The 24,839-nt window shown below is 67.8% G+C and carries 21 protein-coding genes; 16 read left to right on the plus strand and 5 right to left on the minus strand.

All coding sequences use genetic code 11. From position 1 onward, the window contains the following. Window positions 1–3: 3 nt before the first annotated feature. From ACK5NO_RS01100 to ACK5NO_RS01110, 3 genes are all read left to right on the plus strand, one after another. Window positions 4–1,602, plus strand: a complete 1,599-nt coding sequence (locus ACK5NO_RS01100; RefSeq protein WP_416810863.1) for an ABC-F family ATP-binding cassette domain-containing protein — start codon at window positions 4–6, stop codon at window positions 1,600–1,602. A 199-nt stretch (window positions 1,603–1,801) separates the two neighbouring features. Continuing rightward, window positions 1,802–2,434 carry a hypothetical protein gene (locus tag ACK5NO_RS01105; protein ID WP_416810822.1) on the plus strand — a complete coding sequence of 211 codons (633 nt, stop codon included), beginning with the start codon at window positions 1,802–1,804 and terminating at the stop codon, window positions 2,432–2,434. Window positions 2,435–2,846: 412 nt separating this feature from the next. Further along, the gene (locus tag ACK5NO_RS01110; protein WP_416810823.1) at window positions 2,847–3,473 is read left to right on the plus strand and encodes a hypothetical protein; all 627 of its coding nucleotides are present in this window, start codon (window positions 2,847–2,849) and stop codon (window positions 3,471–3,473) included. Window positions 3,474–3,610: 137 nt separating this feature from the next. On the opposite strand, the gene ACK5NO_RS01115 is transcribed toward ACK5NO_RS01110, so the two are convergent. Further along, window positions 3,611–4,432 carry an SURF1 family protein gene (locus ACK5NO_RS01115; RefSeq protein ID WP_416810824.1) on the minus strand — a complete coding sequence of 274 codons (822 nt, stop codon included), beginning with the start codon at window positions 4,430–4,432 and terminating at the stop codon, window positions 3,611–3,613. A gap of 67 nt (window positions 4,433–4,499) precedes the next feature. On the opposite strand from ACK5NO_RS01115, the gene fabG reads away from it, so the two are divergent. Beyond that, window positions 4,500–5,204, plus strand: coding sequence for a 3-oxoacyl-ACP reductase FabG (gene fabG, locus ACK5NO_RS01120; protein ID WP_416810825.1), 705 nt, complete (start codon window positions 4,500–4,502; stop codon window positions 5,202–5,204). Window positions 5,205–5,289: 85 nt separating this feature from the next. Here fabG and ACK5NO_RS01125 read toward each other — a convergent pair whose 3' ends face one another. Then, complete coding sequence (locus tag ACK5NO_RS01125; protein WP_416810826.1) at window positions 5,290–6,606, minus strand: uracil-xanthine permease family protein; 1,317 nt, start codon at window positions 6,604–6,606, stop codon at window positions 5,290–5,292. A 145-nt stretch (window positions 6,607–6,751) separates the two neighbouring features. On the opposite strand from ACK5NO_RS01125, the gene fabI reads away from it, so the two are divergent. Both fabI and ACK5NO_RS01135 read left to right on the plus strand, forming a co-directional pair. After that, window positions 6,752–7,519: an enoyl-ACP reductase FabI gene (fabI, locus tag ACK5NO_RS01130; protein ID WP_416810827.1), complete on the plus strand. Its 768-nt coding sequence runs from the start codon at window positions 6,752–6,754 to the stop codon at window positions 7,517–7,519. Between the two features lie 4 nt (window positions 7,520–7,523). Next, window positions 7,524–8,036: a SixA phosphatase family protein gene (locus tag ACK5NO_RS01135; protein WP_416810828.1), complete on the plus strand. Its 513-nt coding sequence runs from the start codon at window positions 7,524–7,526 to the stop codon at window positions 8,034–8,036. A gap of 14 nt (window positions 8,037–8,050) precedes the next feature. Here ACK5NO_RS01135 and serB read toward each other — a convergent pair whose 3' ends face one another. Continuing rightward, window positions 8,051–8,683, minus strand: coding sequence for a phosphoserine phosphatase SerB (gene serB / locus ACK5NO_RS01140; protein ID WP_416810829.1), 633 nt, complete (start codon window positions 8,681–8,683; stop codon window positions 8,051–8,053). Next, window positions 8,680–9,921: a glucose-1-phosphate adenylyltransferase gene (glgC, locus tag ACK5NO_RS01145; RefSeq protein ID WP_416810830.1), complete on the minus strand. Its 1,242-nt coding sequence runs from the start codon at window positions 9,919–9,921 to the stop codon at window positions 8,680–8,682. Before glgC ends, serB begins: the two co-directional genes overlap by 4 nt. Window positions 9,922–9,993: 72 nt before the next feature. Here glgC and glgA point away from each other — a divergent pair, with 72 nt between their 5' ends. The 7 genes from glgA (at window position 9,994) to ACK5NO_RS01180 (ending at window position 16,044) form a co-directional block, all read left to right on the plus strand. Beyond that, window positions 9,994–11,196 (plus strand): glycogen synthase, encoded by a 1,203-nt coding sequence (gene glgA, locus ACK5NO_RS01150; protein ID WP_416810831.1) that lies wholly within the window; start codon window positions 9,994–9,996, stop codon window positions 11,194–11,196. Between the two features lie 10 nt (window positions 11,197–11,206). Continuing rightward, on the plus strand, window positions 11,207–11,989 hold the full coding sequence (locus tag ACK5NO_RS01155; RefSeq protein WP_416810832.1) for an ABC transporter ATP-binding protein: 783 nt from the start codon (window positions 11,207–11,209) through the stop codon (window positions 11,987–11,989). A 9-nt stretch (window positions 11,990–11,998) separates the two neighbouring features. Next, window positions 11,999–12,466 carry an RrF2 family transcriptional regulator gene (locus tag ACK5NO_RS01160; protein WP_416810833.1) on the plus strand — a complete coding sequence of 156 codons (468 nt, stop codon included), beginning with the start codon at window positions 11,999–12,001 and terminating at the stop codon, window positions 12,464–12,466. Between the two features lie 110 nt (window positions 12,467–12,576). Beyond that, a complete protein-coding gene (locus ACK5NO_RS01165; protein ID WP_416810834.1) occupies window positions 12,577–13,491 on the plus strand; it encodes a sulfite exporter TauE/SafE family protein in 915 nt (304 codons plus the stop codon). An 83-nt stretch (window positions 13,492–13,574) separates the two neighbouring features. After that, the gene (locus ACK5NO_RS01170; protein WP_416810835.1) at window positions 13,575–14,009 is read left to right on the plus strand and encodes an NfeD family protein; all 435 of its coding nucleotides are present in this window, start codon (window positions 13,575–13,577) and stop codon (window positions 14,007–14,009) included. 13 nt (window positions 14,010–14,022) lie between these two features. Next, window positions 14,023–15,099: an SPFH domain-containing protein gene (locus ACK5NO_RS01175; protein WP_416810836.1), complete on the plus strand. Its 1,077-nt coding sequence runs from the start codon at window positions 14,023–14,025 to the stop codon at window positions 15,097–15,099. 147 nt (window positions 15,100–15,246) lie between these two features. Beyond that, on the plus strand, window positions 15,247–16,044 hold the full coding sequence (locus tag ACK5NO_RS01180; protein ID WP_416810837.1) for a TrmH family RNA methyltransferase: 798 nt from the start codon (window positions 15,247–15,249) through the stop codon (window positions 16,042–16,044). 27 nt (window positions 16,045–16,071) lie between these two features. On the opposite strand, the gene ACK5NO_RS01185 is transcribed toward ACK5NO_RS01180, so the two are convergent. After that, a complete protein-coding gene (locus tag ACK5NO_RS01185; RefSeq protein ID WP_416810838.1) occupies window positions 16,072–18,819 on the minus strand; it encodes an alpha-amylase family glycosyl hydrolase in 2,748 nt (915 codons plus the stop codon). A gap of 200 nt (window positions 18,820–19,019) precedes the next feature. Here ACK5NO_RS01185 and ACK5NO_RS01190 point away from each other — a divergent pair, with 200 nt between their 5' ends. From ACK5NO_RS01190 to ACK5NO_RS01200, 3 genes are read left to right on the plus strand one after another with little or no spacing between them, the layout of a single operon-like run. Then, window positions 19,020–19,724 carry a hypothetical protein gene (locus ACK5NO_RS01190; protein ID WP_416810839.1) on the plus strand — a complete coding sequence of 235 codons (705 nt, stop codon included), beginning with the start codon at window positions 19,020–19,022 and terminating at the stop codon, window positions 19,722–19,724. Further along, window positions 19,721–21,457 carry a DNA polymerase Y family protein gene (locus ACK5NO_RS01195; RefSeq protein WP_416810840.1) on the plus strand — a complete coding sequence of 579 codons (1,737 nt, stop codon included), beginning with the start codon at window positions 19,721–19,723 and terminating at the stop codon, window positions 21,455–21,457. Before ACK5NO_RS01190 ends, ACK5NO_RS01195 begins: the two co-directional genes overlap by 4 nt. After that, on the plus strand, window positions 21,450–24,833 hold the full coding sequence (locus ACK5NO_RS01200) for an error-prone DNA polymerase (protein WP_416810841.1): 3,384 nt from the start codon (window positions 21,450–21,452) through the stop codon (window positions 24,831–24,833). The genes ACK5NO_RS01195 and ACK5NO_RS01200 overlap by 8 nt, the downstream gene beginning before the upstream one ends. The last annotated feature ends 6 nt before the right edge of the window (window positions 24,834–24,839 follow it).

The following is a 24,839-nucleotide window of genomic DNA, read 5'->3' on the forward strand; positions in this document are numbered from 1 at the left end:
TCGTTGATTGCCGCCCAGGAACTGGAGATGCGCATTGGCGCGCGCGTGCTGCTGCACCCCACGTCATTTCACGTCAACGCGGGCGACCGCATTGGTCTCGTGGGACGCAACGGGGCGGGCAAGACCACGCTGACGCGCATTCTCGCGGGCGAGGGGCTGCCCTCGGGTGGCAAGGCGATTCAGAAGGGGCGCATCGGCTACCTTCCGCAGGACCCGCGCACCGGTGACCTTGAGCAGCTCGCCATCGACCGGATTTTGGCCGTCCGCGACCTCGCGGGGCTCGCCTCCAAGATGCGCGAGGCAGAAGAGGCCATGGCGGGCGAGGACGAGGCCGCTCGTGACAAGGCGATGGACCGCTACCCGCGGCTCGAGGAGCGCTTCCGTGCCGCTGGCGGCTACGCGGCGGAGGCCGAGGCACAGCGGATTTCGGCCAACCTTGGGCTCAACGAGCGCATCCTCGGCCAGCCGCTCGGCACCCTTTCGGGTGGTCAGCGCCGCCGCGTGGAGCTGTCACGGATTCTGTTTTCCGACGCGGAGACGCTGCTGCTTGACGAGCCCACGAACCACCTCGACGCCGATTCGATCATCTGGCTGCGGGGCTTCCTCGCGCAGTACTCGGGCGGGCTCATCGTGATCTCCCACGACGTGGACCTGATCCGCACGGTCGTCAACAAGGTGTTCCACCTCGATGCCAACCGGGGCGTGATCGACCAGTACGCGATGGGCTGGGACCTGTACCTCAAGCAGCGCGAGGCCGACGAACGTCGACGCCACCGCGAGCGTGCCAATGCGGAGAAGAAGGCGACCGCGCTGGTCGCCCAGGCGGAGAAGATGCGTGCCTCCGCGACCAAGGCCGTGGCTGCGCAGCAGATGCTCAAGCGGGCCGAGCGCATGCTGGCCGAGACCGAGGGCGAGCGTCAGCCCGACCGCGTGGCCGCGCTGCGGTTCCCCACCCCGGCGCCGTGCGGCAAGACGCCGCTCACCGCATCGGGCCTGTCCAAGAACTACGGGTCGCTCGAGGTGTTCACGGATGTGGACCTCGCGATCGACCGCGGCTCGAAGGTCGTGGTGCTGGGGCTGAACGGCGCCGGAAAGACCACGTTGCTGCGCCTGCTCGGAGGGGTCGAGCAGCCCGACACGGGTACCGTCGACGCCGGACACGGGCTCAAGCTTGGCTACTACGCCCAGGAGCACGACACCCTTGATCTCGACGCCACTGTCGAGGAGAACATGCGCCACGCGGCGCCCGACCTCGACGACTCGCGCGTCAGGGGAGTGCTGGGATCGTTCTTGTTCAGCGGCGACGACGCCGACAAGCCCGCGCGGGTGCTGTCAGGTGGCGAGAAGACCAGGCTCGCGCTCGCGACCCTCGTCGTGTCGCAGGCCAACGTGCTACTGCTCGATGAGCCCACCAACAACCTTGACCCGGCCTCGCGTGCCGAGATCCTCTCCGCGTTGCACTCCTACGAGGGTGCCGTGGTGCTCGTCACCCACGACGAGGGCGCCGTGGAGGCACTCGAGCCCGAGCGCGTGCTGCTGCTCCCGGACGCGGTCGAAGACCTCTGGAACGAGTCCTACAAGGACCTCATCTCCTTGGCCTAACCCCCGTCAAATGGATCCATTTTCACCGCTTGCCTGGCGCCTCGCCCCGTCAAATGGATCCATTTGCTCGTCTTGAGGGCTCGTAAGTTCCGTCAAATGGATCCATTTGGCTTGTGAAGGGCCGATGCGGGTGCTGGGTTTGTCCACAGCGTGGGGGTTTGCCCTGGCGGGGCGGGGGTGGGCTCGCTAGGGTCGCGTCATGACTCGACGCGGGTGGAGCGTGGGAATCGTTGGTACTTTCGTGTGCCTGGTGGTGGCTGGTTGTGGCGGTGATCCGGAGCCGGTGGTGACGCCGAGTCCTTCGGTGACGCCTTATGAAGTGGCGGCGACGGTGTCGCCGTCGCCAAGCCCGACCCCGAGTCCGAGCGCGACGGCGCTGACGGAAGCCGAGATCCTTGCGGCGATCCCGGAGCATGCCCGGTATGAGGACTTCCCTAGTTCTGTCCAGTTCGCGCGCTACTTTCTCGAGTCCTACTCGGCGCTGTTCGCACCGCCCTATGACGCGCGCCAGTTCAGCGCCCTCAGCACCCCCGATTGCCAGTTCTGTTCGAGCGCACTGGAGAGTTCGGAGGCTGTGCGTAGCCAGGGACGTACGACAACGGGCGGACTGCTCACGTGGGGTGACGCGTGGCGTGCACAGGGGGGACTGGCATCCGATGGCTACTGGTATGTCGTCGATTCGTTCGACGAGACGGACACCGAGGCGTTCGCCGGAGGCGGAGAGTCCTTGGGCATAGTGGAAGGCGGGTCCGGCACGGTCACTGTGAAACTGTCATTTGCGGACGGCAAGTGGAGTGTCCACGGCGTGAACTTCGACTACGCCGATGATTGAACTGCTCGCGGCATTTGCTATGCACGTTGCCTCGGCGTCGGAACCATCTCCCACGCCTGGCGCTGAAGCGATTCCGACGCGACGAGGAGAGACCGGAGACGGTAGCGTCGTCTACGAGGAGCAGTGGGGGTCGGGACCGCCAGGCAGGGGCCCGGAGACGTCGCCTGCGGGTTTGGCTCGAGTGGTCGCCCGCTATCAGCGCCATGATGTGTGCGTCGACTGGTTTAGTACGCCTGGGGCGTCGGCGTCGGGGTTGTCGTGGGTGTTTGAGATCCCGACGTGTGTGGAGGTTCCGGATCTTGCTGGCTTCTGTCCGGATGGGGCCGCTCCAGTGCTGCCGTTGTGGCGTTCGATTGAGCAAACGGGCGGGTCGTGGGGTCCGTGGACTCAGGTGAGCACGTATTCGTGTCCTGTGGACCCGCTTCCTCCGGCGATTTTTGCTGCGTGGGAGCAGATGGTCATCGACCCGTCGCATGTGGCGTTCTATCCGGACAATGGGTGGGCGATCGCGGGGTTTGGCATCGTGCCCGAGATTGTTGAGGATCCGCAAGCCGAGCAGGTCACGGTGTTGGGTACCGACGTGATCCTGCGGGCCACACCGACCGGGTATAGCTGGTCCACCTCGGATGACACTGCTCTGTCGATTGGTGCCACTGGCAAGGGTACGGAGGAGAACGCGCTGAAGTTTGCTCGCACCCAGCATCGTGCCACGATCTCCGTGACGACCACGTGGGAAGGTCACTACAGCCTGGATGGTGGCAACACGTGGCGGGAGGCGCCGGGAGAGGCGACCACCGCATCGGCCCCGGTGGAGATTCATGTCCTCGCACCCCGAGTGCGTCTGGTGGACTGTGACCTGGAAGGCCGCTGCGGCTCAGGCAGGGCAGCGCCAAAGACAACGTTCACGCTGACCGACCCCGATGCTGACGGCGTCGACAACCACACCATCCCTTCAGACCAGATCGAGGACTACCTCGACACCAGGGAACGCGACCGCACCTGGCGCAAGAGCGAACGAGTCGACCTCACTGACCGCTAGCCCCGTCACGATAAAAATGGGTCCATTTGACGGAGCCCGACCGCCCCGAAACCGAGCAAATGGATCCATTTGACGGACGGTAGCGGCCGCGACACCGAGCAAATGGATCCATTTGACGGGAAGAGGGGGCGGGAGGGTTACAGAGCGTCCTCGATCTCTTCGTCCGTGAGCGGGCGCTCCCTGCGGCGGCGGGGCACTGCTTGCGTGGACGGCTCCGCACCCTCAGCCTGTATCCGCGCGTCGCGGCGCAGCAGCAGCACGCCACCGATGGGCGCCATCAGGGCAAACACCCACCACTGGGCGGCATACGACAGGTGCGGGCCTAGAGTGAGGCTCGGGAGCGGCGCGGGCGTCCCGTACCCGGTCTTCTCGCACGCCGAGTCCACGCAAATCTCCCGCGCCATGACATAGCCCGGCATCACATGCTGAGAAGCCGCCGGCAATTGCTCAGCGACGATGCGCGTGACAGTACCGACGGCCGGTTCCTTCCCGTCGTCCTCTTCCCACTCCCGCACCACCCCGGTCACGGTCACGACCGCGCCGCCGGAGAGTTCAGGCAGGGCGGGGTCCTCCAGCGGCCCCGGCTCCGGCACCCAACCGAGGTTCACGAGCACGGACTGCCCGTCGTCCGTGTCGAGCCAAGCGAGGTACTGCCAAGCGGCGGTGCCGTCGACGGGGCGCGGGCGCAAGATCACCAGGCTGTCGGCATCCCAGGTTCCCGTGGCGACGACCGTGCGCCAGCGTGCGTCGTCAGGAAGGGCAGAAGAACCCGCGGGTACGACGTCGGTCAGCGGTGCAGGTGCCTGGTCGACGGCGGCGTCATAGGCGGCGCGCGCATCGGCCCTCGCGACGTGACGCCCGTATTGCCACAAGCCCAGCATCGTTGCCACGGCCGTGATTGTCAGGCACACCGCCATGGTCGCCACGATGCGCGCAAGGGAGGGATGGCGTTCGGGCACCCCCCGATGCTAGTCCGACGCTCGGCCAGCGATCGCGCATGCACGCGGTTCCGCTACCGTTGCCCCCATGTCACGACACGTACTCGTCACGGGAGCCAACCGCGGCATTGGCCGCTCGATCGCGGAGCGATTCGTCGCCGCTGGTTACACCGTCAGTTCGATCCACCGCAGCGGCACCCTGCCCGACGGGGTCGACGGCGCCATCGCGGACATCACCGACACGGACGCTGTCAACGCCGCCTTCGACGCGCTCGAGGAGCGCCACGGCAAGGTGGAGATCCTCGTCGCCAACGCGGGCATCACCCGCGACGGCCTGCTGATGCGTATGAGCGACGACGATTTCGCCGATGTGCTGGAGACCAACCTGACCGGCACCTTCCGCTGTGTACGCCGCGCGTCGCAGTCGATGATTCGCCAGCGCTTTGGCCGGATTGTGCTCGTGGGTTCGGTGGTGGGGCTGATGGGCAACCCCGGCCAGGTCAACTATTCGGCCTCGAAGTCCGCTCTCGTGGGCATGGCGCGGTCGATCACGCGTGAGCTCGGCGCGCGCGGCATCACGGCCAACGTCATCGCTCCCGGTTTCATCACCACGGACATGACGGCAGAGCTGCCCGAGGACACCGTCAAGCAGTACGAAGCCTCGATTCCCGCCAAGCGCTTCGGTAGCGCCGACGAGGTGGCCGCCGCCGCTCTCTTCTTGGCATCGGACGATGCGGGTTACGTCTCGGGCGCGGTCATTCCCGTCGACGGCGGGCTGGGCATGGGCCACTAGCTTTCGCCTTTCCTCACCGCAGACGACTGAAGGGGCGCCACGGCTCGAGCCGTGGCGCCCCTTCAGTGTTGAGCTCGGTCTGCGTTTACGAGACCTTGTTGTGCTCCTCGTCGCCGTCGAGGTACGCGGGCGATGCGACCGTGTTGGAGGCATTGCGCCAGCGGGTCACGATGGCCATGAGGTGGTAGCTGATCAGCACGGCCGCGGTGCCGAGGGCGATGCCCTCGAAGGTGACCTCGCCGGCCACGAGCGTGAAGTTCGCGGCGCCGACGATGAGGCCGATGCCTGCGGGCATGAGGTTCACGGGGTTTCCGAAGTCGACCTTGCCCTCGGCCCAGATGCGAGCGCCGAGCACGGCGATCATGCCGAACAACACCGTCGACAGGCCACCCATGACGCCGTCGGGGATGGCGTCGATGAGTTCGCCGAACTTGGGCGACATGCTCAGCAGCAGGGCAAAGCCGGCAGCGAACCAGTAGGCGGCGGTCGAGTACACACGGGTCGCGGCCATCACACCGATGTTCTCGGCATAGGTGGTGGTTCCCGAACCGCCACCCACACCGGCGACCGCAGTGGCCACACCGTCGGCGAGCAGTGCACGGCCGGTGAGGTCATCGAGGTTCTCGCCGGTCATGGCCGCGACGGACTTGACGTGGCCGATGTTCTCCGCGATCAGGACGAGCAGCACGGGAACGAACATGACGAGCACCGAGGCGTTAAACGTGGGCGTGGTGAGCTCGGGCAGACCCACCCAGTCCGCCTCATTGACCTTGGTGAGGTCCCACTCGCCGCGGAAGGCCGCGACGATCGCACCCACGATGGTGCCGAGCAGGATGGACAGGCGGCCCAGGATGCCCTTGAACAGCACGGTGATGACGATGACGGCGAGGCCAGAGATGCTCGCGGTCACGAACGACGTCTGGACCATGCCCCATGCGGCGGGAGCAAGGTTGAGGCCAATGAGCATCACGATCGAGCCCGTGACGACGGGGGGCAGCGTGAGTTCGATCCAACGGGTGCCGGAGAAATGGACGATCGCGCCTACGGCCGCCAGGAGCACGCCGGTCGCGACAATGCCGCCCAGGGCCGAACCCATCGAGTCGGACGCCATCGCAGCATTGATGGGGGCGATGAACGCGAAGCTCGATCCCAGGTAGGAGGGGAGGCGATTGCGCGTGATGAGCAGGAACAGCGCCGTACCGATGGCAGAGAAGAGCAACGTGGTGCTGGGCGGGAAACCGGTGATGTTGGGCACCACCACGGTCGAGCCAAACATGGCGAGCACGTGCTGGGCGCCAATGCCGATGGTGCGGGGCCAGGTGAGCCGTTCGCGTGGCCCCACCGTCTGGTCGGGGGCAACGGACCTGCCATCGCCGTGCAGTGTCCAGGACATAAGGCTCATCGATTCTCCTTCGCGTGGTGGGCGCGCCATCTGCGACCCGCGCAAAGAATAGCGATCACGCGGCGGTGCGTCTGGGACCGCTGGCCCAAGACTTGGGGCGCGCCGCGGGACCAAGTCGTCGCGCGACCCCGCTAGGCTTCGGGCCATGGGAATGCTTGATGGCAAGAACATCCTCGTGACCGGTGTCCTCACGGAGGGCTCGATCGCGTTCGACGTGGCACGGCTGTGCCAGGAGCAGGGCGCAACGGTGGTCCTCACCGGCGTAGGGCGCACGCTCAAGATCACGCAAGCCATGGGCCGGCGACTGCCCGTCGAGGCGCAGGTGGTCGAGCTCGACGTCACCGACCCTGAGCACCTCGCGGCGCTCGCGGACCGCGTGAAGGAGCATGTGCCTCACCTCGACGGTGTGGTGCACTCGATCGGGTTCGCACCGCAGTCGGTCATGGGCGGGAACTTCATGGCGGCGCAGTGGGAGGACGTGTCGACGGCCATCCACATCTCGGCCTACTCGCTCAAGGCGCTCGCGCAGGCGACGCTGCCGCTCATGGGTGCTGGCGGTTCGGTCGTGGGTCTGACCTTCGACGGTCGCTACGCGTGGCCCGTATACGACTGGATGGGCGTCGCGAAGGCTGCCTTCGAAGCCGTCAACCGCTACCTCGCCCGCGATCTCGGTCCCCACGGCATCCGCTGCAACGTGGTCTCGGCTGGCCCGATCAAGACCACGGCCGCACGCCACATCCCTGGCTTTGACCAGATGGAGGGCGTGTGGTCCGACCGCGCGCCGCTCGGCTGGGACTCCGAAGCTACCGAGCCCACCGCGAAGGCGGTCACCGCACTGCTGAGCGACTGGTTCCCTGCGACCACGGGCGAAATGATCCACGTGGACGGCGGCGTCCACGCGATGGGACAGTGAGACCATGCCTACCTTGATCATCGCTCGCCACGCCAAGGCGGAAGCCCCTGCTCCTGGACTCCAGGACCTCGACCGCACGCTCGCGCTGATTGGGCGCAAGGCGTCGACCAAGCTTGGACAGGAACTCGTAGCGGCTGGCTACACGCCCGATGTGGCGCTCGTGTCGCCCTCGACGCGCACCCAGCAGACCTGGAAGCTCATGTCGGCAGCATTGCCGGGCACGGTCGTACGCACCGTCGACGACCTCTATGAGACCGACGTCGAAGGTCTGCTAGAGGTCGCGACGTCACTCGACGACAGCATCGGCACGGCCGTCATGGTGGGTCACGAACCCACCTCGTCGGCAGCGACGGCCTACCTCTCGGGCCCGGGCTCGTCCACGCCTGCGCTCAAGAACATCGCCCACGGTCTGTCGACGGGCACTGCTGCGGTGCTCGAGTTCGAGGGGCCGTGGTCGGAGCTCGGTTCACGCACGGCGCGCTTGGTGGCCGTGATCTCCGGCCGCGACGTCGAGTAGAAGCGAGGTCTGCGCTACCGGCGCACGACGTCGAGCACGGCCGCGAGGCTGGGCTCGTTGATCGCGACGTCGGCCTGGTCCTGCACGACGGGCTTGGCATTGAACGCGATGCCAAGCCCCGCTGCGGCCATCATGTCCAGGTCGTTGGCGCCATCTCCGACGGCCACCGCATCGGCCGGATCGATGCCCAGTTCGGCGCAATAGTCGCGCAAAGCGACGGCCTTGGCGGCGCGATCGATCACAGGACCGACAGTCCGGCCGGTGAGCCGGCCGTCGGCTACCTCAAGACGGTTGGCGCGGAACCACGTGATGCCCAGGCGTCCTGCGAGCGTCTCGACGACCTCGGCGAAGCCGCCGGAGACCAGCGCCGCCGTCCAACCCTCGGCCTGAAGCGTGGAAATGAGTTCCTCGGCGCCGGGGGTGAAACGCACCTCGTCGATCACCTCAGCGAAGACCGTGTCGGGCACTCCTTCGAGCGTCGCAACACGCTGACGCAGCGACTCCGCGAAGTCGATCTCGCCGCGCATCGCGGCCTCCGTCACCGCAGCGACCTCGTTTTGGGTGCCCGCGCGCGCGGCAATGAGTTCGATGACCTCTGACGTGATGACAGTGGAATCCACGTCGAGGACGATGAGCCGTGCGTTCATGCGGTGACGATGGTGCCCTTGGGCACGACGGTGATGCCGGACTCGGTCACCGTGAAGCCACGTTCGAGGTCGCTCGCCCGGTCGATACCGATGCGCGCACCCTCTTCTATGATCACGTGCTTGTCCACGATGGCGCGGTGCACCTGGGCGTGGCGGTTGACCACCACGTCGTCGAGCAGCACCGAGTCGGACACAGTCGACCACGAGTGCAGGCGCACACCGGGGGAGAGCACGGAACCCGTGACGGTCGCACCCGAGACAATCACGCCGGGTGACACGATCGAGTCGGCGGCGTGGCCCAGGCGGCCCTCTTCCGAGTGGATAAACTTCGCGGGCGGCTCGGTGATGAGTCCCTGGTGAAGCGGCCACTTGCGGTTGTACACGTTGAAGACCGGCTGCACCGCAATGAGGTCCATGTGCGCCTCGTAGTACGAGTCGATGGTTCCCACGTCACGCCAGTAGTCGCGGTCGCGATCGGTCGAGCCGGGCACGTCGTTGTCGACAAAGTCGTAGAAGCCGCACGTGCCGCGCTCGACGAAGAACGGCACGATGTCGCCGCCCATGTCGTGCTTGGAGTGCTGGTTCTCCGCATCGGCCTTAAGCGCCTCGAGCAGCGGGCCAACCGAAGCGACGTAGTTGCCCATCGACGCGAGCACCTCGCCGGGCGAGTCGGGCAGGCCCTCGGGGTCCTTGGGCTTCTCGAGGAAGGCCTTGATGCGACCAGGGTTGTCCTTGTCGATGTCGATGATGCCGAACTGGTCGGCGAGCCCGATGGGCTGACGGATACCCGCGACGGTGAAGTCCGCGCCGGAGGCGACGTGCGAGTCGACCATCTGGGAGAAGTCCATGCGGTACACGTGGTCCGCGCCCACGATGACGACGATGTCCGGCTCTTCGTCCTCGATGATGTTGACGGTCTGGTAGATCGCATCGGCGCTGCCGAGGTACCAGTGCTTGCCTCGACGCTGCTGAGCGGGCACGGGAGCGACATAGTTACCCAGCAGCGGCGACATGCGCCAGGTGCGGGCAATATGGCGGTCCATCGAGTGGGACTTGTACTGCGTCAGCACGACAATGTGCAGGTAGCGCGAGTTCACAAGGTTGGACAGGGCGAAGTCGACCAGTCGGTAGGTGCCACCAAAGGGGACGGCGGGCTTCGCGCGTGATGCGGTGAGCGGCATCAGGCGCTTGCCCTCACCTCCGGCCAGGACGATCGCAAGCACTTTAGGTTCGGGCATAGCACCAGCATAGGTCCCCACTGTGGGGTGTGTCAGGGCGCATCGCCGGTGCACGCGCACTACCGTGGTGTTATGCGAGTCGACATTCTTACGCGTGAGTACCCTCCCTACATCTACGGCGGAGCTGGGGTGCACGTCACCGAGCTCGCGGCGGTGTTGCGACGCCAGATCGAGGTGCAGGTGCGCGCCTTCGACGGCCCGCGCGAGGAGCCCGGCGTGATCGGCTACGACCCCCTGGGCGGCGGCGTAGGTGACCCCGCTCTTGACGTGCTTGCGCACAACCTGCCCATGGCTATGGACTGCGCGGGTGCGGACATCGTCCACTCGCACACCTGGTACGCCAACATGGCCGGCCACCTCGCGGCGCGCCTTCACGGCGTGCCCCATGTGTTGAGCGCCCACTCGCTTGAGCCCCTGCGTCCGTGGAAGGCCGAGCAACTCGGCGGTGGCTACCGTGTCTCGTCCTGGATTGAACAGGCAGCGTACGAAGGCGCCGATGCGGTGATCGCCGTCAGCAACGGCATGCGCGAGGACATTCTGCGCTCCTACCCGACGGTTGACCCTGCCAAGGTGGGGGTGATCCACAACGGCATCGACGTTGACGCCTGGGCGGTGCCTTCCACCGATGAGGAACGGCAAGCGGCCGATGCGGTGGTCGCCAGATATGGCATCGACCGGTCGCGGCCAGCACTGGTCTTCGTGGGGCGCATCACCCGCCAGAAGGGCCTGCCGCACTTCCTGCGCGCGGTCGAGCAGCTGCCTGCCGACATTCAGGTGGTGCTCTGCGCCGGAGCGCCGGACACCAAGGAGATCGCCGCAGAGGTGTCAGGCCTGGTGAAGAGCCTCCAGGAGCGCCGCGACGGCGTGGTGTGGATCGAGGAGCACCTGCCGCGCCACGAGCTGGTGGCGGTGCTCGACGCCTGCACCGCCTTCGTGTGCCCGAGCGTGTACGAACCGCTGGGCATCGTGAACCTTGAGGCGATGGCCGTGGGCCTGCCGGTGGTGGCGACCGCCACGGGCGGCATCCCCGAGGTCGTGGTCGACGGCGTCACAGGAACGCTGGTGCCTATCGATCAGGTCTCAGACGGCACGGGCACCCCGACCGATCCCGACGCCTTCATCGCGGATCTTGCCGCGGCGCTGACCGACTTGGTCTCCGACACCGACCGTGCCGCACGCATGGGCCAGGAGGGCCGTAAGCGGGCTGCGGAGCACTTCTCGTGGGAGACCATTGGCGAGCGCACGCTGCAGTTGTATCGCGCGCTGGTCGGCTAGGCTCGGGCGCATGACAGAGGTGCTGAGACTCGACGGTGTGAGCCTGCGGCGAGACGGAAACCCCATCCTGACCAGCATCGACTGGTCCGTCGCCGCTGATCAGCGGTGGGTGATCCTCGGACCGAACGGCGCGGGCAAGACTTCGCTCATCAGCATCGCTGCGGCGCGCATGCACCCGAGCGAGGGCACCGCGGTGATCCTTGGCGAAACGCTGGGGCAGACCGACACGCAGGACCTGCGCACCCGAGTGGGCCTCGCGAGCGCCGCGCTCGCGGACCGACTGCCCGACGATGAGACGGTGCTGGACGTCGTCATGACGGCCGCGCACGGTGTCACCGGCCGCTGGCGCGAAGAGTACGAAGACGTCGACCAGGAGCGCGCCTTCGCGCTGCTGGCCGCCTTCGGCATGGATGGATTTGCCGACCGTGAGTTCTGGACGCTGTCGGAGGGCGAGCGCAAACGCGTCCAGATTGGCCGCGCGCTCATGACGGACCCGGAGTTGCTGTTGCTCGACGAGCCAGCGGCGGGCCTTGACCTGGGCGGTCGCGAAGAACTTCTCTCGGCGCTCACGGAACTGGCGGGAGACCGCCGTTCGCCCGCCATGGTGATGGTCACGCACCACGTGGAGGAGATTCCTCAGGGCTTTACTCACGCGCTGTTGATGCGCGAGGGCACCATCGTTGCGGCCGGTGCGATCCGCGACACCATCACCTCGGGCCACCTGTCGCAGACGTATGGCATGCCGGTCGAACTTCACGCCGTGGGTGGACGCTGGACTGCCCGACGCGGATAGGCCCGCGACGTGAGGGTTTCGGCGCGCGCTGACTACGCGGTGCGTGCGGTCACGGAACTGGCGGTCGCGGCTGCTGAAGGCCAGGCGCGCACCACCGAGGTGATCGCGCGCGAGCAGGACATCCCGCGCAAGTTCCTCGAGGGCATTCTGGTGTCGCTCCGCGAGGCTGGCCTGGTCGTCGGCCAGCGCGGCGCCGGTGGCGGTTACCGCCTCACGCGCTCCGCGACAGAGATCTCCGTGGCGGACGTGGTCCGTGCGGTCGATGGGCCGTTGGTGTTTGTCAGGGGCGAGCGCCCGTCTGACCTGCGCTATGACGGCACCGCTCAGCCGCTTCTCGCGGTCTGGGTTGCCTTGCGTGCAAGCGTGCGCGAGGTGCTTGAGGGTGTCAGCGTTGCGCAGGTGGCGTCAGGGGAGTTGCCCCCGGTCGTGACTCAGATGCTCGGCGACGCTTCGGTGTGGGAGAACCCTTCCGAATAACCTGTCGATCAAGTATGTATTGCTTCCTAGTGGGGAAGTGGGTAATCTGATCGAGCGGCGGTGAATGCTGTCGCCGGTGCTCTCGCATCGCCTCAGCCCCGGAGGCCGCCATGCGTTCCCTCATTGTTCTCGCCTTCATCGGCTTTGGCGCTCAGCTCGTCGACGGTTCGCTCGGCATGGCGTACGGCGTGACGTCCACGACGCTGTTGCTCGCTGCGGGCATCGCGCCGGCCGCGGCTTCGGCCACGGTTCATCTCGCTGAGGTGGGGACGACCCTCGCGTCGGGAGCGGCCCACTGGAAGCTCGGCAACGTCGACTGGCGCGTGGTGCGCCGCGTCGGTATCCCCGGTGCTGCGGGTGCGTTCTTGGGGGCGACCGTGTTGTCGAACCTGTCCACAGAGGTCGCGGCGCCCCTCATGGCCATCGTGTTGCTGGCGCTCGGCGTGTACGTGCTGCTTCGCTTCACGCTGTGGGGCGTACGCCACGCTCCCGACCGCAAGCCGCTCGGTAAGCGATTCCTTGCCCCGCTGGGATTGGTCGCAGGGTTCGTCGACGCGACGGGCGGCGGGGGATGGGGTCCGGTGGGCACTCCCGCGCTGTTGGCCTTGGGTCGCATGGAGCCTCGCAAGGTCATCGGCTCGATCGATACGTCGGAGTTCCTGGTGGCGCTGGCCGCCTCACTGGGATTCCTTATCGGCATCGGCACTGCTGGGATCGATGCCGGTTGGGTCCTCGCACTGTTGGCAGGCGGCCTGGTCGCCGCGCCCATCGCCGCGTGGCTGGTGCGCGTGATCCCTCCGCGACTGCTGGGCTCCGCCGTCGGTGGCCTCATCGTCTTGACGAACACCCGCACTCTCATCCGAGCCGAGTTGATCCCCGTGACCGGTGTCGCGCAGACGGCCGTCTATGCCGGCATCGTCGCGTTGTGGGTGGCGGCGATTGCATGGTCGTGGAAGGCGCATCGGGCCGCATCTCGCGTTGCGGTGCTCGCCCAGGACAAGCCGGAGGCCGTACCGGCCGATTGACGGATGCTCGCCTGGGCCGTTCGTCCACACGGCCGATGCCGCTGCCATAGCGCCCCTGCTACGTTCCCTGTAGGAGGTGCAACATGGACGATTCGCTGTGGTGGTTCGTGGGCGCGATGGCCCTGGGCATTGTCGAAGTCTTCACGCTCGACCTGACGTTCGCGATGCTCGCAGGAGGCGCGCTGGCCGGTGGCCTCGCGGTCATGTTGGGGGCGCCGTGGTGGCTCGCGCTGATCATCGCGTGTGCGGTGGCAGCGTTGCTGCTGTTCTCGCTGCGCCCGTACCTGCTGCGTGCCCTGCGGGGTCGCGGAGAGGTCATCGAAACCAACACCGCCGCGCTGGTCGGTAAGCCAGCGCGCACCCTCGACCGCGTGTCCGAGACCGCCGGGCGAGTGAAGCTGGGAGGCGAGGTGTGGTCAGCGCGAACGCTTGACGACGCTGAGCCCATCGAAGAGGGCATCGAAGTAACGGTGCTCGAGATCCGCGGTGCGACGGCGATCGTCGCGCCCGAGAAGTAAGGGGGCAGTACGCATGGATCCCGTCGATATCGCCATTGCGGTTGCGGCAGTAGTTCTTGCGCTTTTCGTCATCACCGCGATTGCGCGCGCAATTCAGATCGTTCCTCAGGCCGAGACCCGTGTGGTCGAGCGACTGGGCCGGTACTCGCGCACCATGGAAGCCGGCATGCACCTGCTGGTTCCGTTCATCGACAAGGTGCGCCAGAAGGTCGACCTGCGTGAGCAGGTCGTCTCGTTCCCCCCGCAGTCGGTCATTACTTCGGACAACCTGGTCGTCGAGATCGACACGGTCATCTACTTCCAGGTGACCGAGGCCAAGGCAGCGGTCTACGAGATCGCCAACTACATCGTCGGTATGCAGCAGCTGACGGTCACCACCATCCGTAACGTCATCGGAACGATGGACCTCGAGCAGACGCTCACGAGCCGCGACCAGATTAACGGTCAGCTCCGCGGCGTCCTCGACGAGGCGACCGGCAAGTGGGGCATCCGCGTGAACCGTGTCGAGCTCAAGGCCATCGACCCGCCGGTGTCCGTCAAGGATTCGATGGAGAAGCAGATGCGTGCCGAGCGTGACCGCCGTGCCGCGATCCTGACCGCCGAGGGTGTCAAGCAGTCGCAGATCCTCACGGCCGAAGGTGAGAAGCAGTCGGCGATCCTCAAGGCCGAGGGTGAGGCGCAGTCCGCCATCCTGCGTGCCGAGGGTGAAGCCCGCGCGATCCTGCAGGTGTTCGACGCCATCCACGAGGGCGACGCTGACTCGAAGCTGCTGGCCTACCAGTACCTCCAGATGCTGCCCGAGATTGCCAAGAACGAGTCCAACAAGGTGTGGTTCGTTCCCACCGAGTTCACGGGCGCGCTCAAGTCGATCTCGGCTGCCTTCGGCATGGAGGAGTCCCACGACCCGCTCCAGCGCGACCCGTCGCGCGGCGAGGCCCGCTCCTCACGCATCACCTCCGCGTTGACGGATCCCGCCGAGGCGCTGCGCCAGGCCAAGCAGGAGGTCGAGGACGCTACGTCCGACGCCACCGATGCTGGTACCCGATCCGGTCGTCCGTTCGACCCGGACAAGGAAAAGGGCCAGTCCTAATCCCACCCACGACGCCCCGTCGCGCAAGCGGCGGGGCGTCGTGCTGTCTCACCCCTGTGTCTGAGCGCCCCAGCAGGACACCACGGTCACTTCTGGTCCCTCGGGTGCATGCTGTGAGGCGCTCAGTTCCGCTGGGACAATGGCTACATGCCGGTCATCCCCATCTCCGATTCCTCCGACGAGCGCCTGAGCGACTATCGCGACCTCACCGATGTGGCCTTGCGCCGCCGCATCGAGCCTGAGCGCGGCCTGTACATGGCCGAGGGTGCCAAGGTCATCGCCCGCGCGCTTGCGGCCGGCCACCAGCCCCGCTCTGTGCTCGTGAGTGAGCGTTGGCTCGACTCGCTTCGCCTCCCAGACGACACCGAGGTCTTCCTCGCGGACGAGCAGTTGCTCGAGACCATCACCGGCTACCAGGTCCACCGCGGCGCGCTCGCGGCAATGCAGCGGCCCCCGTTGCCCTCGTTGGCGGACCTCGTGCGTGACGCACGGCGCGTGGTCGTGCTCGAGTCGATCGTCGACCACACCAACGTGGGCGCCATTTTCCGCTCCGCCGCAGGGCTCGGCGCCGACGCGATCGTGGTGGCCCCCACCTGCGCTGATCCGCTGTATCGGCGCAGCGTCAAGGTCTCGATGGGCACCGTCTTTCAGGTGCCGTGGACGCGCGCCGAGCACTGGCCCGGAGCTCTCGACGAGCTCCGTGATGCCGGCTTCGCGGTCGCTGGGCTGGCCCTGACGGCCGATGCGGTTGCTTTGGATACCTTCGCCGCGGCGGCTGGCGACCGGGTCGCCCTGGTGATGGGCGCCGAGGGTGACGGCCTCACCACCCAGGCGCTCGCGCATGTCGACCAGGCCGTCGTGATCCCGATGGCCGGGGGAGTGGACTCGCTCAATGTGGCGGCGGCCTCCGCGGTCGCGATGTGGGAGCTGCGCACACGCGACTGACCTTGCCAGCCTGAACGCGCATCGGCCCTACTGGACCGTCGCGGTGGTGACGTGCGTGACCGGGTCGTAGCTGAAGACCACCGTAGAGGCGGCGTCGAGCGTGAGTGTCATGTTGGCGCCATCCGCGGCCCCGCCGTCGCCGTAGTTCTCGGTCCACGCGCCGTCGATCGCGATCTTGTACTCGTGGTCGCCGGCGGGAAGGTCGGTGGTGAGGATCCACGCGCCAGCGGCCTCGTCGAAGGTCATGAGGGCCTGCTCGCAGTCCGGTTGCCAGACTTCGGCGCAGCCCATGGCCACGTTGAAGCTGCCAGGCAGCGACGGCGTGCCCGAGCCGCGCGCGCCTGCGGCCTTCGCGGCGATCACGGAAGACGCCACCGTTGACGAGCCCTGGGTCAGCGTGGCGCGATACTGCACCTCCGTGCCGGCCTCGATGGCCGCGAGGTCGTCTGCCGCGGCATAGGCGGAGGAGGAGGTATCGACCGCGATGACCTCCCAGTCCTGACCAGGGAGCCTGCGCTCGAAGGTCACGCTCGAGTCCGTGCGCGCGGGAGACACCTGCGCGACGATGAGCGGATCCGTGCCGAGCGAGTCCCCAGGGGCGGGCGAGGCGAGAGTGACGGTGGGCTCCGGCACGAGGGCCATCGCGACAGCGCTGATGGCCTCAAGGTCGCGCCCATCCGAGACCACCGCCTGGTACGTCACCTCAGTGCCGGCCGGCAGGTCGCTGACGACGTCGAAGACTTGGTACGGCGCTGAGTCGTCCGTTCCCAGGTGTGTCCAGGCGCCGCCGTCGACCTGCGCCCAGAACGACACCTCGGCATAGGCGTCACCCGAGACGTTCGCCCGCACCGGAAGTCGGCCCAGGTCGATCTCCGCCTCCGCACCGTCCTGCCAGCCCGCGGTGAGGTCCACGGAGGGTGCGTCGGAACGCTCGGTGATGGGCGCATCGGCCTGATAGACGGCCACGCCGAATGCCGGCACGGTGATCGTGACGGCCCCCGCATCGTCCGTCCCGAGCGTGCTGTCACCGTCGCCTGTGAGGAGGGTGAAGGATCCGCGGGTCCACGTGGGGATGGTGACGGTGCGCGGCTCGGCGGAAGAGTTGAGCGCGACGAGGGCTTCGACGCGTTCCTCGCGGTCTATGCGGGAGAAGGCGTAGACGCCGTCGCCGTCCTCGGCCAGGCGAGTGACGTGCGCGCCGTGCGTCAGTGCGGCGGACTCGCGTGTGACGGCCGTGAGCGTGCTCACCCAGGCGTACAGGGGATGGCTCGCGTCGTAGGAGTCGGTGGACAGGTCGGCGTCGGTGCCGATGAGGTCGTCATCCACGTATTCGGCGATGGACGTGGCGAACAGCGGCTGGCGAGCGGCCTTGTCGCCTGCCTCGCCCGTGAGGCCCTGCTCGTCGCCGTAGTAGATGACCGGGTTGCCACGGCTCAGGAGCAGGAGGGCGTGGGCGAGGCGGTTGCGCGCGAGCAACTCGTCGTCCGAGGCACTCGGGTTGTCCGCGAGCAGCATGGACCCGAACCGGCCCATGTCGTGGTTGCCCAGGAAGGTGGGCAGTTCAGCGGCGGACGAGTCGGCGTCGGTGTACCAGTCGTCTGCCGCGAAGAAGTCCGCAAGCGCCGTGGCATTGCCCGTGCCGGAGGCGAAGTCGCGGGCGGCACCCTGGAACGGGAAGTCCAGGACGGCGGGCATGCCCACCTGGGTGGTGAAGCGAGAGGTCACCGCGCGCGAGCCGTCGTAGACCTCGCCAAAGATGAAGAAGTCGTCGTTGCCGCGCTCGCTGGCCGCCTCACGGATGGCGGGCACGAACTGCTCCCAGAAACCGTCGTCCACGTGCCTGACCGTGTCGATCCGGTAGCCGTCAATGCCCGTATCGAGCCACTGCGAGTAGATGTCGATCATGCCGTCGACGACGACGGGGTTTTCCGTCCACAGGTCGTCGAGGCCGTAGAAGTCGCCATAGAGGGCGTCCTCGCCAGTGAAGGTGGAGTTGCCGCGGTGGTGATAGACGGTGAGGTCGTTGAGCCAAGCAGGGGACTTGGCCTGGTATTCGCCCGCCTCGAGGACGGGGGAGTAGGGGAACGAGGCGGTGGTCAGGTCGGGGAAGGTGCCTGCGGCCGACGCGGCACGGTCGTCGAACGGCTCGCCTTGCGCGTCCGTGTACGGCGCCGCATCCGTGGCGATGTAGGGGACGCGGTCGCCTTCCTCGTAGCCGATCACGTCTGCTGTGTGGTTGGTGATGATGTCGAGGAAGACCTTGAGGCCGCGGTCGTGGGCGGCGGTGACGAGGCTTTCGAGGGCTGGCGTGCCTCCCAGGTGGGGGTCGACCTCGGTGAAGTCGGTGATCCAGTAGCCGTGATAGCCAGCGGAGGAGTCCTCCTCCTGGACTGCCTTGTTGGTGAAGGGCGGCGTGACCCAGATTCCCGTGACTCCGAGCCCTGCCAGGTAGTCGAGCTGCTGCTCGATGCCCTCGAGGTCGCCGCCCTGGAAGTAGCCGGCGTCGGTGGGGTCGAAGCCTGAGACCTGCGGATCGGCGCCTAGGCCGCCCTCGTCGTTCGAAGGGTCGCCGTTGGCAAAGCGGTCGGTGAGCAGGAAGTACAGGATGTCGTCGGTCGAGGCCGCGCGCACGGGGGCAACGGCGTGGGGTGTGACGGGGCGGTTCAGGAGGAACCACGCGGCGACGGCGGCTGTGCTCGCGAGTGCCAGGACGATGGCGGCGGTCCAGGCGAGACGGGAGCGGTGGGCTTGGCTGGCGGGGCTCGTCGCAGGCATGGGGTCTCCTCGTCATTGAGTGGCGCTGGTGGCAGGGAAATATGCAAACGTTTGCACGGCCGTGATGACGCCATGGTAGCGCGGGGGATGGGCTGCGGCGCAAGGGGTCGGTGGCCCGTCTTGCTCGATGTCGGACCTCGGGGTGATAATCGAACATACGTTCGAATAGGGAGTGTTTTCCCGAGTCGAGGAGGAGCGACATGATGCCTGTGACCGATGCGACGGCCACGCGAGAGGAACGGCTCAGCCGTGCCCGCGCGGCTCTTGCGGGGGTCGAGGCGCGCATCGGCACTACGCGTGAGGCCTGGGACCGGCCGATGCTCCCGCTGGCGAGCGAACTCGAGCCACTACTGCCGGAGGGCTTGTGCCGCGGACAGGTGGTGGAGGTCTCAGGAGCGACATCCCTGATGCTCGCGCTCGCGGCTGGTGCCTCGCGTGAGGGATCGTGGACGGTCGCCATCGGCATGCCCGCGGTGGGGGTGGTCGCCGCCGCTCGTCGGGGCGTCGACCTGTCGCGGTTTGCGCTGATCCCGCACCCCGGAGCCCAGGCGGCCGAGGCTGTGGGGGCCTGCGTCGACGGCATGGACGTGGTGTTGCTCGGGCCCGCGCTGGCGCTGTCGGACGCTGACCGCAGGCGACTGTCGTCCCGTGCGCGAGAGCGCGGCTCCGTGATCATCACGGCGGGCGCATGGGTGGGGGCACAGGTGCGCCTGGACGTGGAGAAGGCCGCGTGGACCGGGCTGGGAGTGGGCGACGGCAGGCTACGGGAGCGCGAACTGACCGTTGCGGTGACCGGACGTTCCCGCGCCGTTGCCACCCGGGTGCGCGTGGTGCTCGACGCCGACAAGGAGTTGCGGCCGGAGCGGGCTGTGGTGCGCATCGGCGTGGATGAGGAGGTCGCATGAGCGAGACTGCGCCGTCACGCCCCCCAGGGCCTGGTGTCGCTGGGCCTGGCCCGGCGGTCGCGACCAGGCGGGCGGTGCTGTGGGTGCCCGACTGGCCCGTGGTCGCTGCCATGCGAGAGGCAGGCGTGAGGGCCGATGCTCCCGCCGCCGTCCTGCACGGGCGCGGCATGATCGCCGTCTCGGCTGCCGCACGCTCGGCTGGGGTGCGCCGGGGGATGCGACGGCGTCTCGCCCAGCGTGCCTGCCCTGAGTTGGTGATCCTCGCCCATGACGAAGGGCGCGATGCGCGCGACTTCGAGGCGGTGGCCGCCGCGGCGGAAGACGTGGTCTCCGGAGTGGAGATCTCTCGTCCAGGGTTGCTGATGATCCCCGCCCATGGTGCGGCGCGCTTCCACGGCTCGGAAGAGGCTCTCGCAGAAGAGCTGGTGTCGGCCGTCGCAGAGTTGGCGGGTTGCGAGTCGTCGGTCGGGATGGCGGATGGGTTACTGGCGGCGGTCCTTGCCGCGCGCACCTCCACCATGGTGCTGCCGGGGCAGTCAGAGGCGTTCCTGCGGCCAGCCTCCATCGAGGTGCTGGCGCTCGCGGCCATGGAGAGGCGTCAGCGCGAGCGGGTCGATGATCTGGTGAGCGTGTTGACGCGGTTAGGGCTGAGGACCATCGCGGACTTCACGGCGCTGCCCGTGGGGGACGTGCTGGCACGTTTCGGTCCCGTGGGGATCTGGGCACACCGGATCGGCCGGGGCGAAGACGTCCGGCCGCCGGTGCTGCGTCGCTCGGAGGAGGACATCGCGGTGTCCTATGCCTTCGAGGAGCCCGCGCAGAGGGTCGAACAACTTGCGCTCGTGGCCGCCCACGTGGCGGGCTTGCTGGACGTGGCGTTGCTCGAGGCGGGTGTGCGGTGCGGTCGCGTGCGTATCGCGGCGACCACCGAGCGCGGCGACACCCTCGAACGGGTGTGGCGCACAGACGTGGGCTCAAGGGCGGGAGCCTTCGCGCGGCACATGACCGACCGGGTGCGCTGGCAGCTCGAGGGCTGGCTGTCGGGCACGGCGGGTGGGCCCGAGCGCTCCCCGCTCACGTCGCTCGCGGTCACCGCAGAAGATGTGGTGCCGCTGGGGTCGGAGCAGGCCTACCTGTGGGGCGGGACGTCGGGGGCCGACTCGCGTGCGCATCGGACCCTTGAAAGGGTGCAGGGGCTGCTGGGTGCCGATGCCGTGCTCGCCGTGCGCGAGCAGGGTGGCCGGTCACCTCGAGACCGGGTGTTGACGTTGCCCTGGGGGCAAGAGGCGCCCTCGGCGCGCAGGGTCGAGCATCCTTGGCCCGGTCGGGTGCCTGAGCCTGCCCCCGCGACAGTGCTGGCCGTCCCCGAGCCCATCGAGGTGCTCGACGCGGGTGGGGCGCGTGTGCAGATCGACAGGCGTTTGGGGATGAGTGCGCCACCCACCTGGGTGCGGTTGCAGGTGGATCCGCGTGATGAGCGGGCGGCCGCCGCGCGCAGGCATCCGTCCTCGGGTGGGGCGGGGCGGCGCGAGGACGGTCCCTCGTGGGGCCTGCCGCAGCCGGTCGAGGCATGGGCGGGCCCGTGGCCGGTGGCCGAACGGTGGTGGTCGGAAGACGCGTCGCGGCGGGCCTACCTTCAGCTCGCGCTGAGACGCACGGACGGGTCCATGGGGAGCGCAGTTCTTGCCGCATTCAGCGCGGGTCAGTGGTTGTTAGAGGCCGTCTATGACTGAGCAGACCTACGCCGAACTGCACGCCCACAGCGCCTTCAGCTTCCTCGACGGGGCCAGCCACCCCGAGGAGATGGCGGCAGAAGCGGGGCGGCTGGGGCTTTCGGCGCTCGCGATCACCGACCACGACGGGCTGTACGGCGCCGTGCGCTTCGCCAACGCTGCGCGCGCGATCGACCTGCCCACGGTGTTCGGGGCGGAACTCCACCTGGGAGCACCGCAGACTCCTGGCGGTCCTCCCGTGCTCGACCCTCCCACGGGAGTGCCAGACCCGAGGGGCAGCCACCTGCTGGTGCTCGCGCGCGGGCCGGAAGGGTACGCGCGACTGTCCCACGCCATCGGCATGGCTCACCTTGCGACGGGGGAGAAGGGCCTCGCCCGCTACACCCTCGAGGACCTCGCCTCCGCGGGTGGCGGCCACTTCCAGGTGCTCACGGGATGCCGCAAGGGGTCTGTGCGGCGTGCCCTCGCCGGCATCGGAGTGCCGGGGGCCGATGCGCTCGCCGGTTCTGTCAGTGCGAAGGGCTACGCGGCGGCTCGTCAAGAACTTGATCGCCTCGCGTCGTTGTTCGGTCGCGACAGCGTCGCGGTGGAGGTCACCGACACGGGCGACCCGTTCGACTCTGAGCGCAACGATGCGTTAGCGGATCTGGCCTTTGACCTGTCGTTGCCGCTCGTGGCGACCACGGGTGCCCACTATGCGGGTCCGCGTGACGCTGACCTTGCGGGCGCGCTTGCGGCGGTCAGGGCGCGATCCTCGCTCGACGACATGGACGGGTGGCTACCCGGCTCTGGTGCGGCGCACCTGCGTTCCGCGGCGGAGATGCTGCACCGGCATTGGCGCCATCCTCACGCGGTGGGGCAGAGCGCACGGATCGCCGCCGACTGCGCCTTCGACCTCAACCTCGTGGCGCCAAACCTGCCCCCGTATCCCGTGCCAGAGGGGCATAGCGAGGCCTCGTGGTTGCGCGAACTCGTGCGCCGTGGTGCGCACGCGCGCTACGGGCCGCCGCACGACGAAAGGGTGCCCGGTGCCTGGAAGCAGATCGAGCACGAACTGAACGTGATCGAAGCACTCGACTTCCCCGGCTACTTCCTGATCGTCCACGACATCGTGAACTTCTGCCGCGAGTCGGACATCTTGTGCCAGGGCCGCGGCTCGGCGGCCAACTCCGCGGTGTGTTTCGCGCTGGGGGTCACCGCCGTCGACGCCGTCACCCACGGGCTGCTGTTCGAGCGCTTCCTCGCCCCCGAACGCGACGGGCCTCCCGACATCGATGTGGACATCGAGTCGGACCGGCGTGAGGAGGTCATCCAGTACGTGTTCCGGCGTTTTGGCCGCATCAACGCGGCCATGGTCGCCAACGTGATTCAGTACCGGCCGCGATCGGCGGTGCGTGACGCGGCGAAGGCGCTGGGCTACGACGTGGGTCAGCAAGACGCCTGGTCCAAGAGCATTGACAGGTGGAGTGCCCTCAGGGTTCCCGCGGAGAAGCAAGAGGCCTGGGCGGCGCAGCAGCGCGATGCGATGTGGCCCGATCCGCCGCCGACCCAGGACCTCGACCACATCCCCGAGCCTGTGCTAGACCTCGCGGACCGGTTCATGAGGTTGCCTCGGCACCTGGGCATCCATCCCGGAGGCATGGTGCTGTGCGACCGGCCCGTGATTGATGTATGTCCCGTCGAATGGGCGCGCATGCCGGGGCGCACGGTGCTGCAGTGGGACAAGGATGACTGCGCGGATGCCGGCCTGGTGAAGTTCGACCTGCTGGGTTTGGGGATGCTCTCCGCGCTGCGCTACGCCTTCGGCTTCATGCGCGACGTCGCAGGAGAGGACCTTGGCCTGCATTCGCTGCCGCAAGAGGACCCCGAGGTCTATGACCTGCTGTGCGCCGCCGACACGGTCGGGGTGTTCCAGGTTGAGTCGCGCGCGCAGATGGCGACCCTGCCGCGGCTGCGGCCGCGCCGCTTCTACGACATTGTGATCGAGGTCGCGCTGATCCGCCCGGGCCCCATTCAAGGCGGGTCGGTGCATCCGTACATCGACCGCGCGCGCGGGCGCGAGAAGGTCACCTACCTGCATCCGCTGTTGGCGCGCTCCCTGGGCAAGACGCTCGGTGTGCCGCTGTTCCAGGAGCAGCTCATGCAGATGGCGATGGACTGCGCAGGATTCGACGGTGCCCTGGCGGACCAGTTGCGGCGGGCGATGGGCTCCAAGCGCAGCCCCGAGCGGATGGAGGCCTTGCGCGCTCGCTTCATGGTGGGGGCCAACGAGCGCGGCATCACTGCCGACATCGCGGCGCAGATCTTCGACAAGCTCAAGGCGTTTAGCGACTTCGGCTTCCCTGAGTCGCACTCGTACTCCTTCGCCTACTTGGTCTACGCGTCGAGCTGGCTCAAGGTCCACCGGCCCGCGGCGTTCTATGCGGGCCTGCTGGCCGCCCAGCCCATGGGCTTCTACAGCCCGCAATCGCTCGCGGCCGATGCTCGCCGCCATGGCCAGGTGATCCTGCGTCCGTGTGTGGTGAGGTCGCAGCCGCTCGCCCGGGTTGAGCGTCTCGAGGGCGACTTCGCCCAGCCCGACGAGACGCGTGCCGATATGGCGAGCCTGGTGCACGTGGACCGCCGCCTCGCGGTGCGGATGGGGCTCGCTGCGGTACGGGGCCTCGGGGCCGATGCCGCGCAGGCCATCGTGGATGCGCGGGCCGAGCGGCCCTTCGCGTCGCTGTCTGACATGGCCAGACGCGTGCGCGTGCGGCCCGAAGGCGTGTCGGGTCAGTCTGGTTTTGCGCCAGAGAAGGGGCTCACCGTCGCGCAATGGGAGGCGCTCGCCACCGCAGGGGCGCTCGAGGAACTGGGTGTCACCCGCCGCGAGGGGCTGTGGGCGTCGGGGGCGCTTTCCCGAGAGGGACCCGACACCCTGCCAGATGTGGTGACGGGTATCCAGGCGCCCATGCTTCCGGGGATGAGTGCCGTCGAAGAGGCGGTCGCGGACGTGTGGGCCTCGGGGGTATCTACCGACAGTTACCCGACGGTCTTTGTGCGCGAGGGACTCGAGAGCCAGGGGGTGCTGACAGTCGCCGCGGTCCTTGCCCACGAGGCGCAGCGGAGAGTGGCGGTGGCGGGGGTCGTGACGCACCGTCAGCGTCCTGGCACGGCCAAGGGAGTGACCTTCATCTCGCTCGAGGACGAGACCGGCTTCCTCAACGTGATCTGCTCGGTGGGGGTGTGGAAGCGGTTTCAGGCGGTCGCTCGTCGGTCGGCCGCCCTCGTCATTCGCGGTCGCATCGAGCGCGCAGACGGGGCGACCAACCTGGTCGCCGAGCACCTGTCGCCGCTGAGCCTCAAGGTCCCTGCCAAGAGCCGTGACTTCCGATAGAAAAGG

The organism is Demequina sp. (assembly GCF_047975725.1).
GTDB lineage: Bacteria > Actinomycetota > Actinomycetes > Actinomycetales > Demequinaceae > Demequina.

Coding starts and splice junctions, on each gene's coding strand:
- ACK5NO_RS01155 (WP_416810832.1), top strand. CDS start 11,207: ATGACAGAGGTGCTGAGACTCGACGGTGTGAGCCTGCGGCGAGACGGA.
- ACK5NO_RS01190 (WP_416810839.1), top strand. CDS start 19,020: ATGATGCCTGTGACCGATGCGACGGCCACGCGAGAGGAACGGCTCAGC.
- ACK5NO_RS01105 (WP_416810822.1), top strand. CDS start 1,802: ATGACTCGACGCGGGTGGAGCGTGGGAATCGTTGGTACTTTCGTGTGC.
- ACK5NO_RS01195 (WP_416810840.1), top strand. CDS start 19,721: ATGAGCGAGACTGCGCCGTCACGCCCCCCAGGGCCTGGTGTCGCTGGG.
- ACK5NO_RS01180 (WP_416810837.1), top strand. CDS start 15,247: ATGCCGGTCATCCCCATCTCCGATTCCTCCGACGAGCGCCTGAGCGAC.
- ACK5NO_RS01125 (WP_416810826.1), bottom strand. CDS start 6,606: ATGAGCCTTATGTCCTGGACACTGCACGGCGATGGCAGGTCCGTTGCC.
- ACK5NO_RS01165 (WP_416810834.1), top strand. CDS start 12,577: ATGCGTTCCCTCATTGTTCTCGCCTTCATCGGCTTTGGCGCTCAGCTC.
- ACK5NO_RS01170 (WP_416810835.1), top strand. CDS start 13,575: ATGGACGATTCGCTGTGGTGGTTCGTGGGCGCGATGGCCCTGGGCATT.
- glgC (WP_416810830.1), bottom strand. CDS start 9,921: ATGCCCGAACCTAAAGTGCTTGCGATCGTCCTGGCCGGAGGTGAGGGC.
- ACK5NO_RS01175 (WP_416810836.1), top strand. CDS start 14,023: ATGGATCCCGTCGATATCGCCATTGCGGTTGCGGCAGTAGTTCTTGCG.
- serB (WP_416810829.1), bottom strand. CDS start 8,683: ATGAACGCACGGCTCATCGTCCTCGACGTGGATTCCACTGTCATCACG.
- fabI (WP_416810827.1), top strand. CDS start 6,752: ATGGGAATGCTTGATGGCAAGAACATCCTCGTGACCGGTGTCCTCACG.
- fabG (WP_416810825.1), top strand. CDS start 4,500: ATGTCACGACACGTACTCGTCACGGGAGCCAACCGCGGCATTGGCCGC.
- ACK5NO_RS01135 (WP_416810828.1), top strand. CDS start 7,524: ATGCCTACCTTGATCATCGCTCGCCACGCCAAGGCGGAAGCCCCTGCT.
- ACK5NO_RS01200 (WP_416810841.1), top strand. CDS start 21,450: ATGACTGAGCAGACCTACGCCGAACTGCACGCCCACAGCGCCTTCAGC.
- ACK5NO_RS01185 (WP_416810838.1), bottom strand. CDS start 18,819: ATGCCTGCGACGAGCCCCGCCAGCCAAGCCCACCGCTCCCGTCTCGCC.
- glgA (WP_416810831.1), top strand. CDS start 9,994: ATGCGAGTCGACATTCTTACGCGTGAGTACCCTCCCTACATCTACGGC.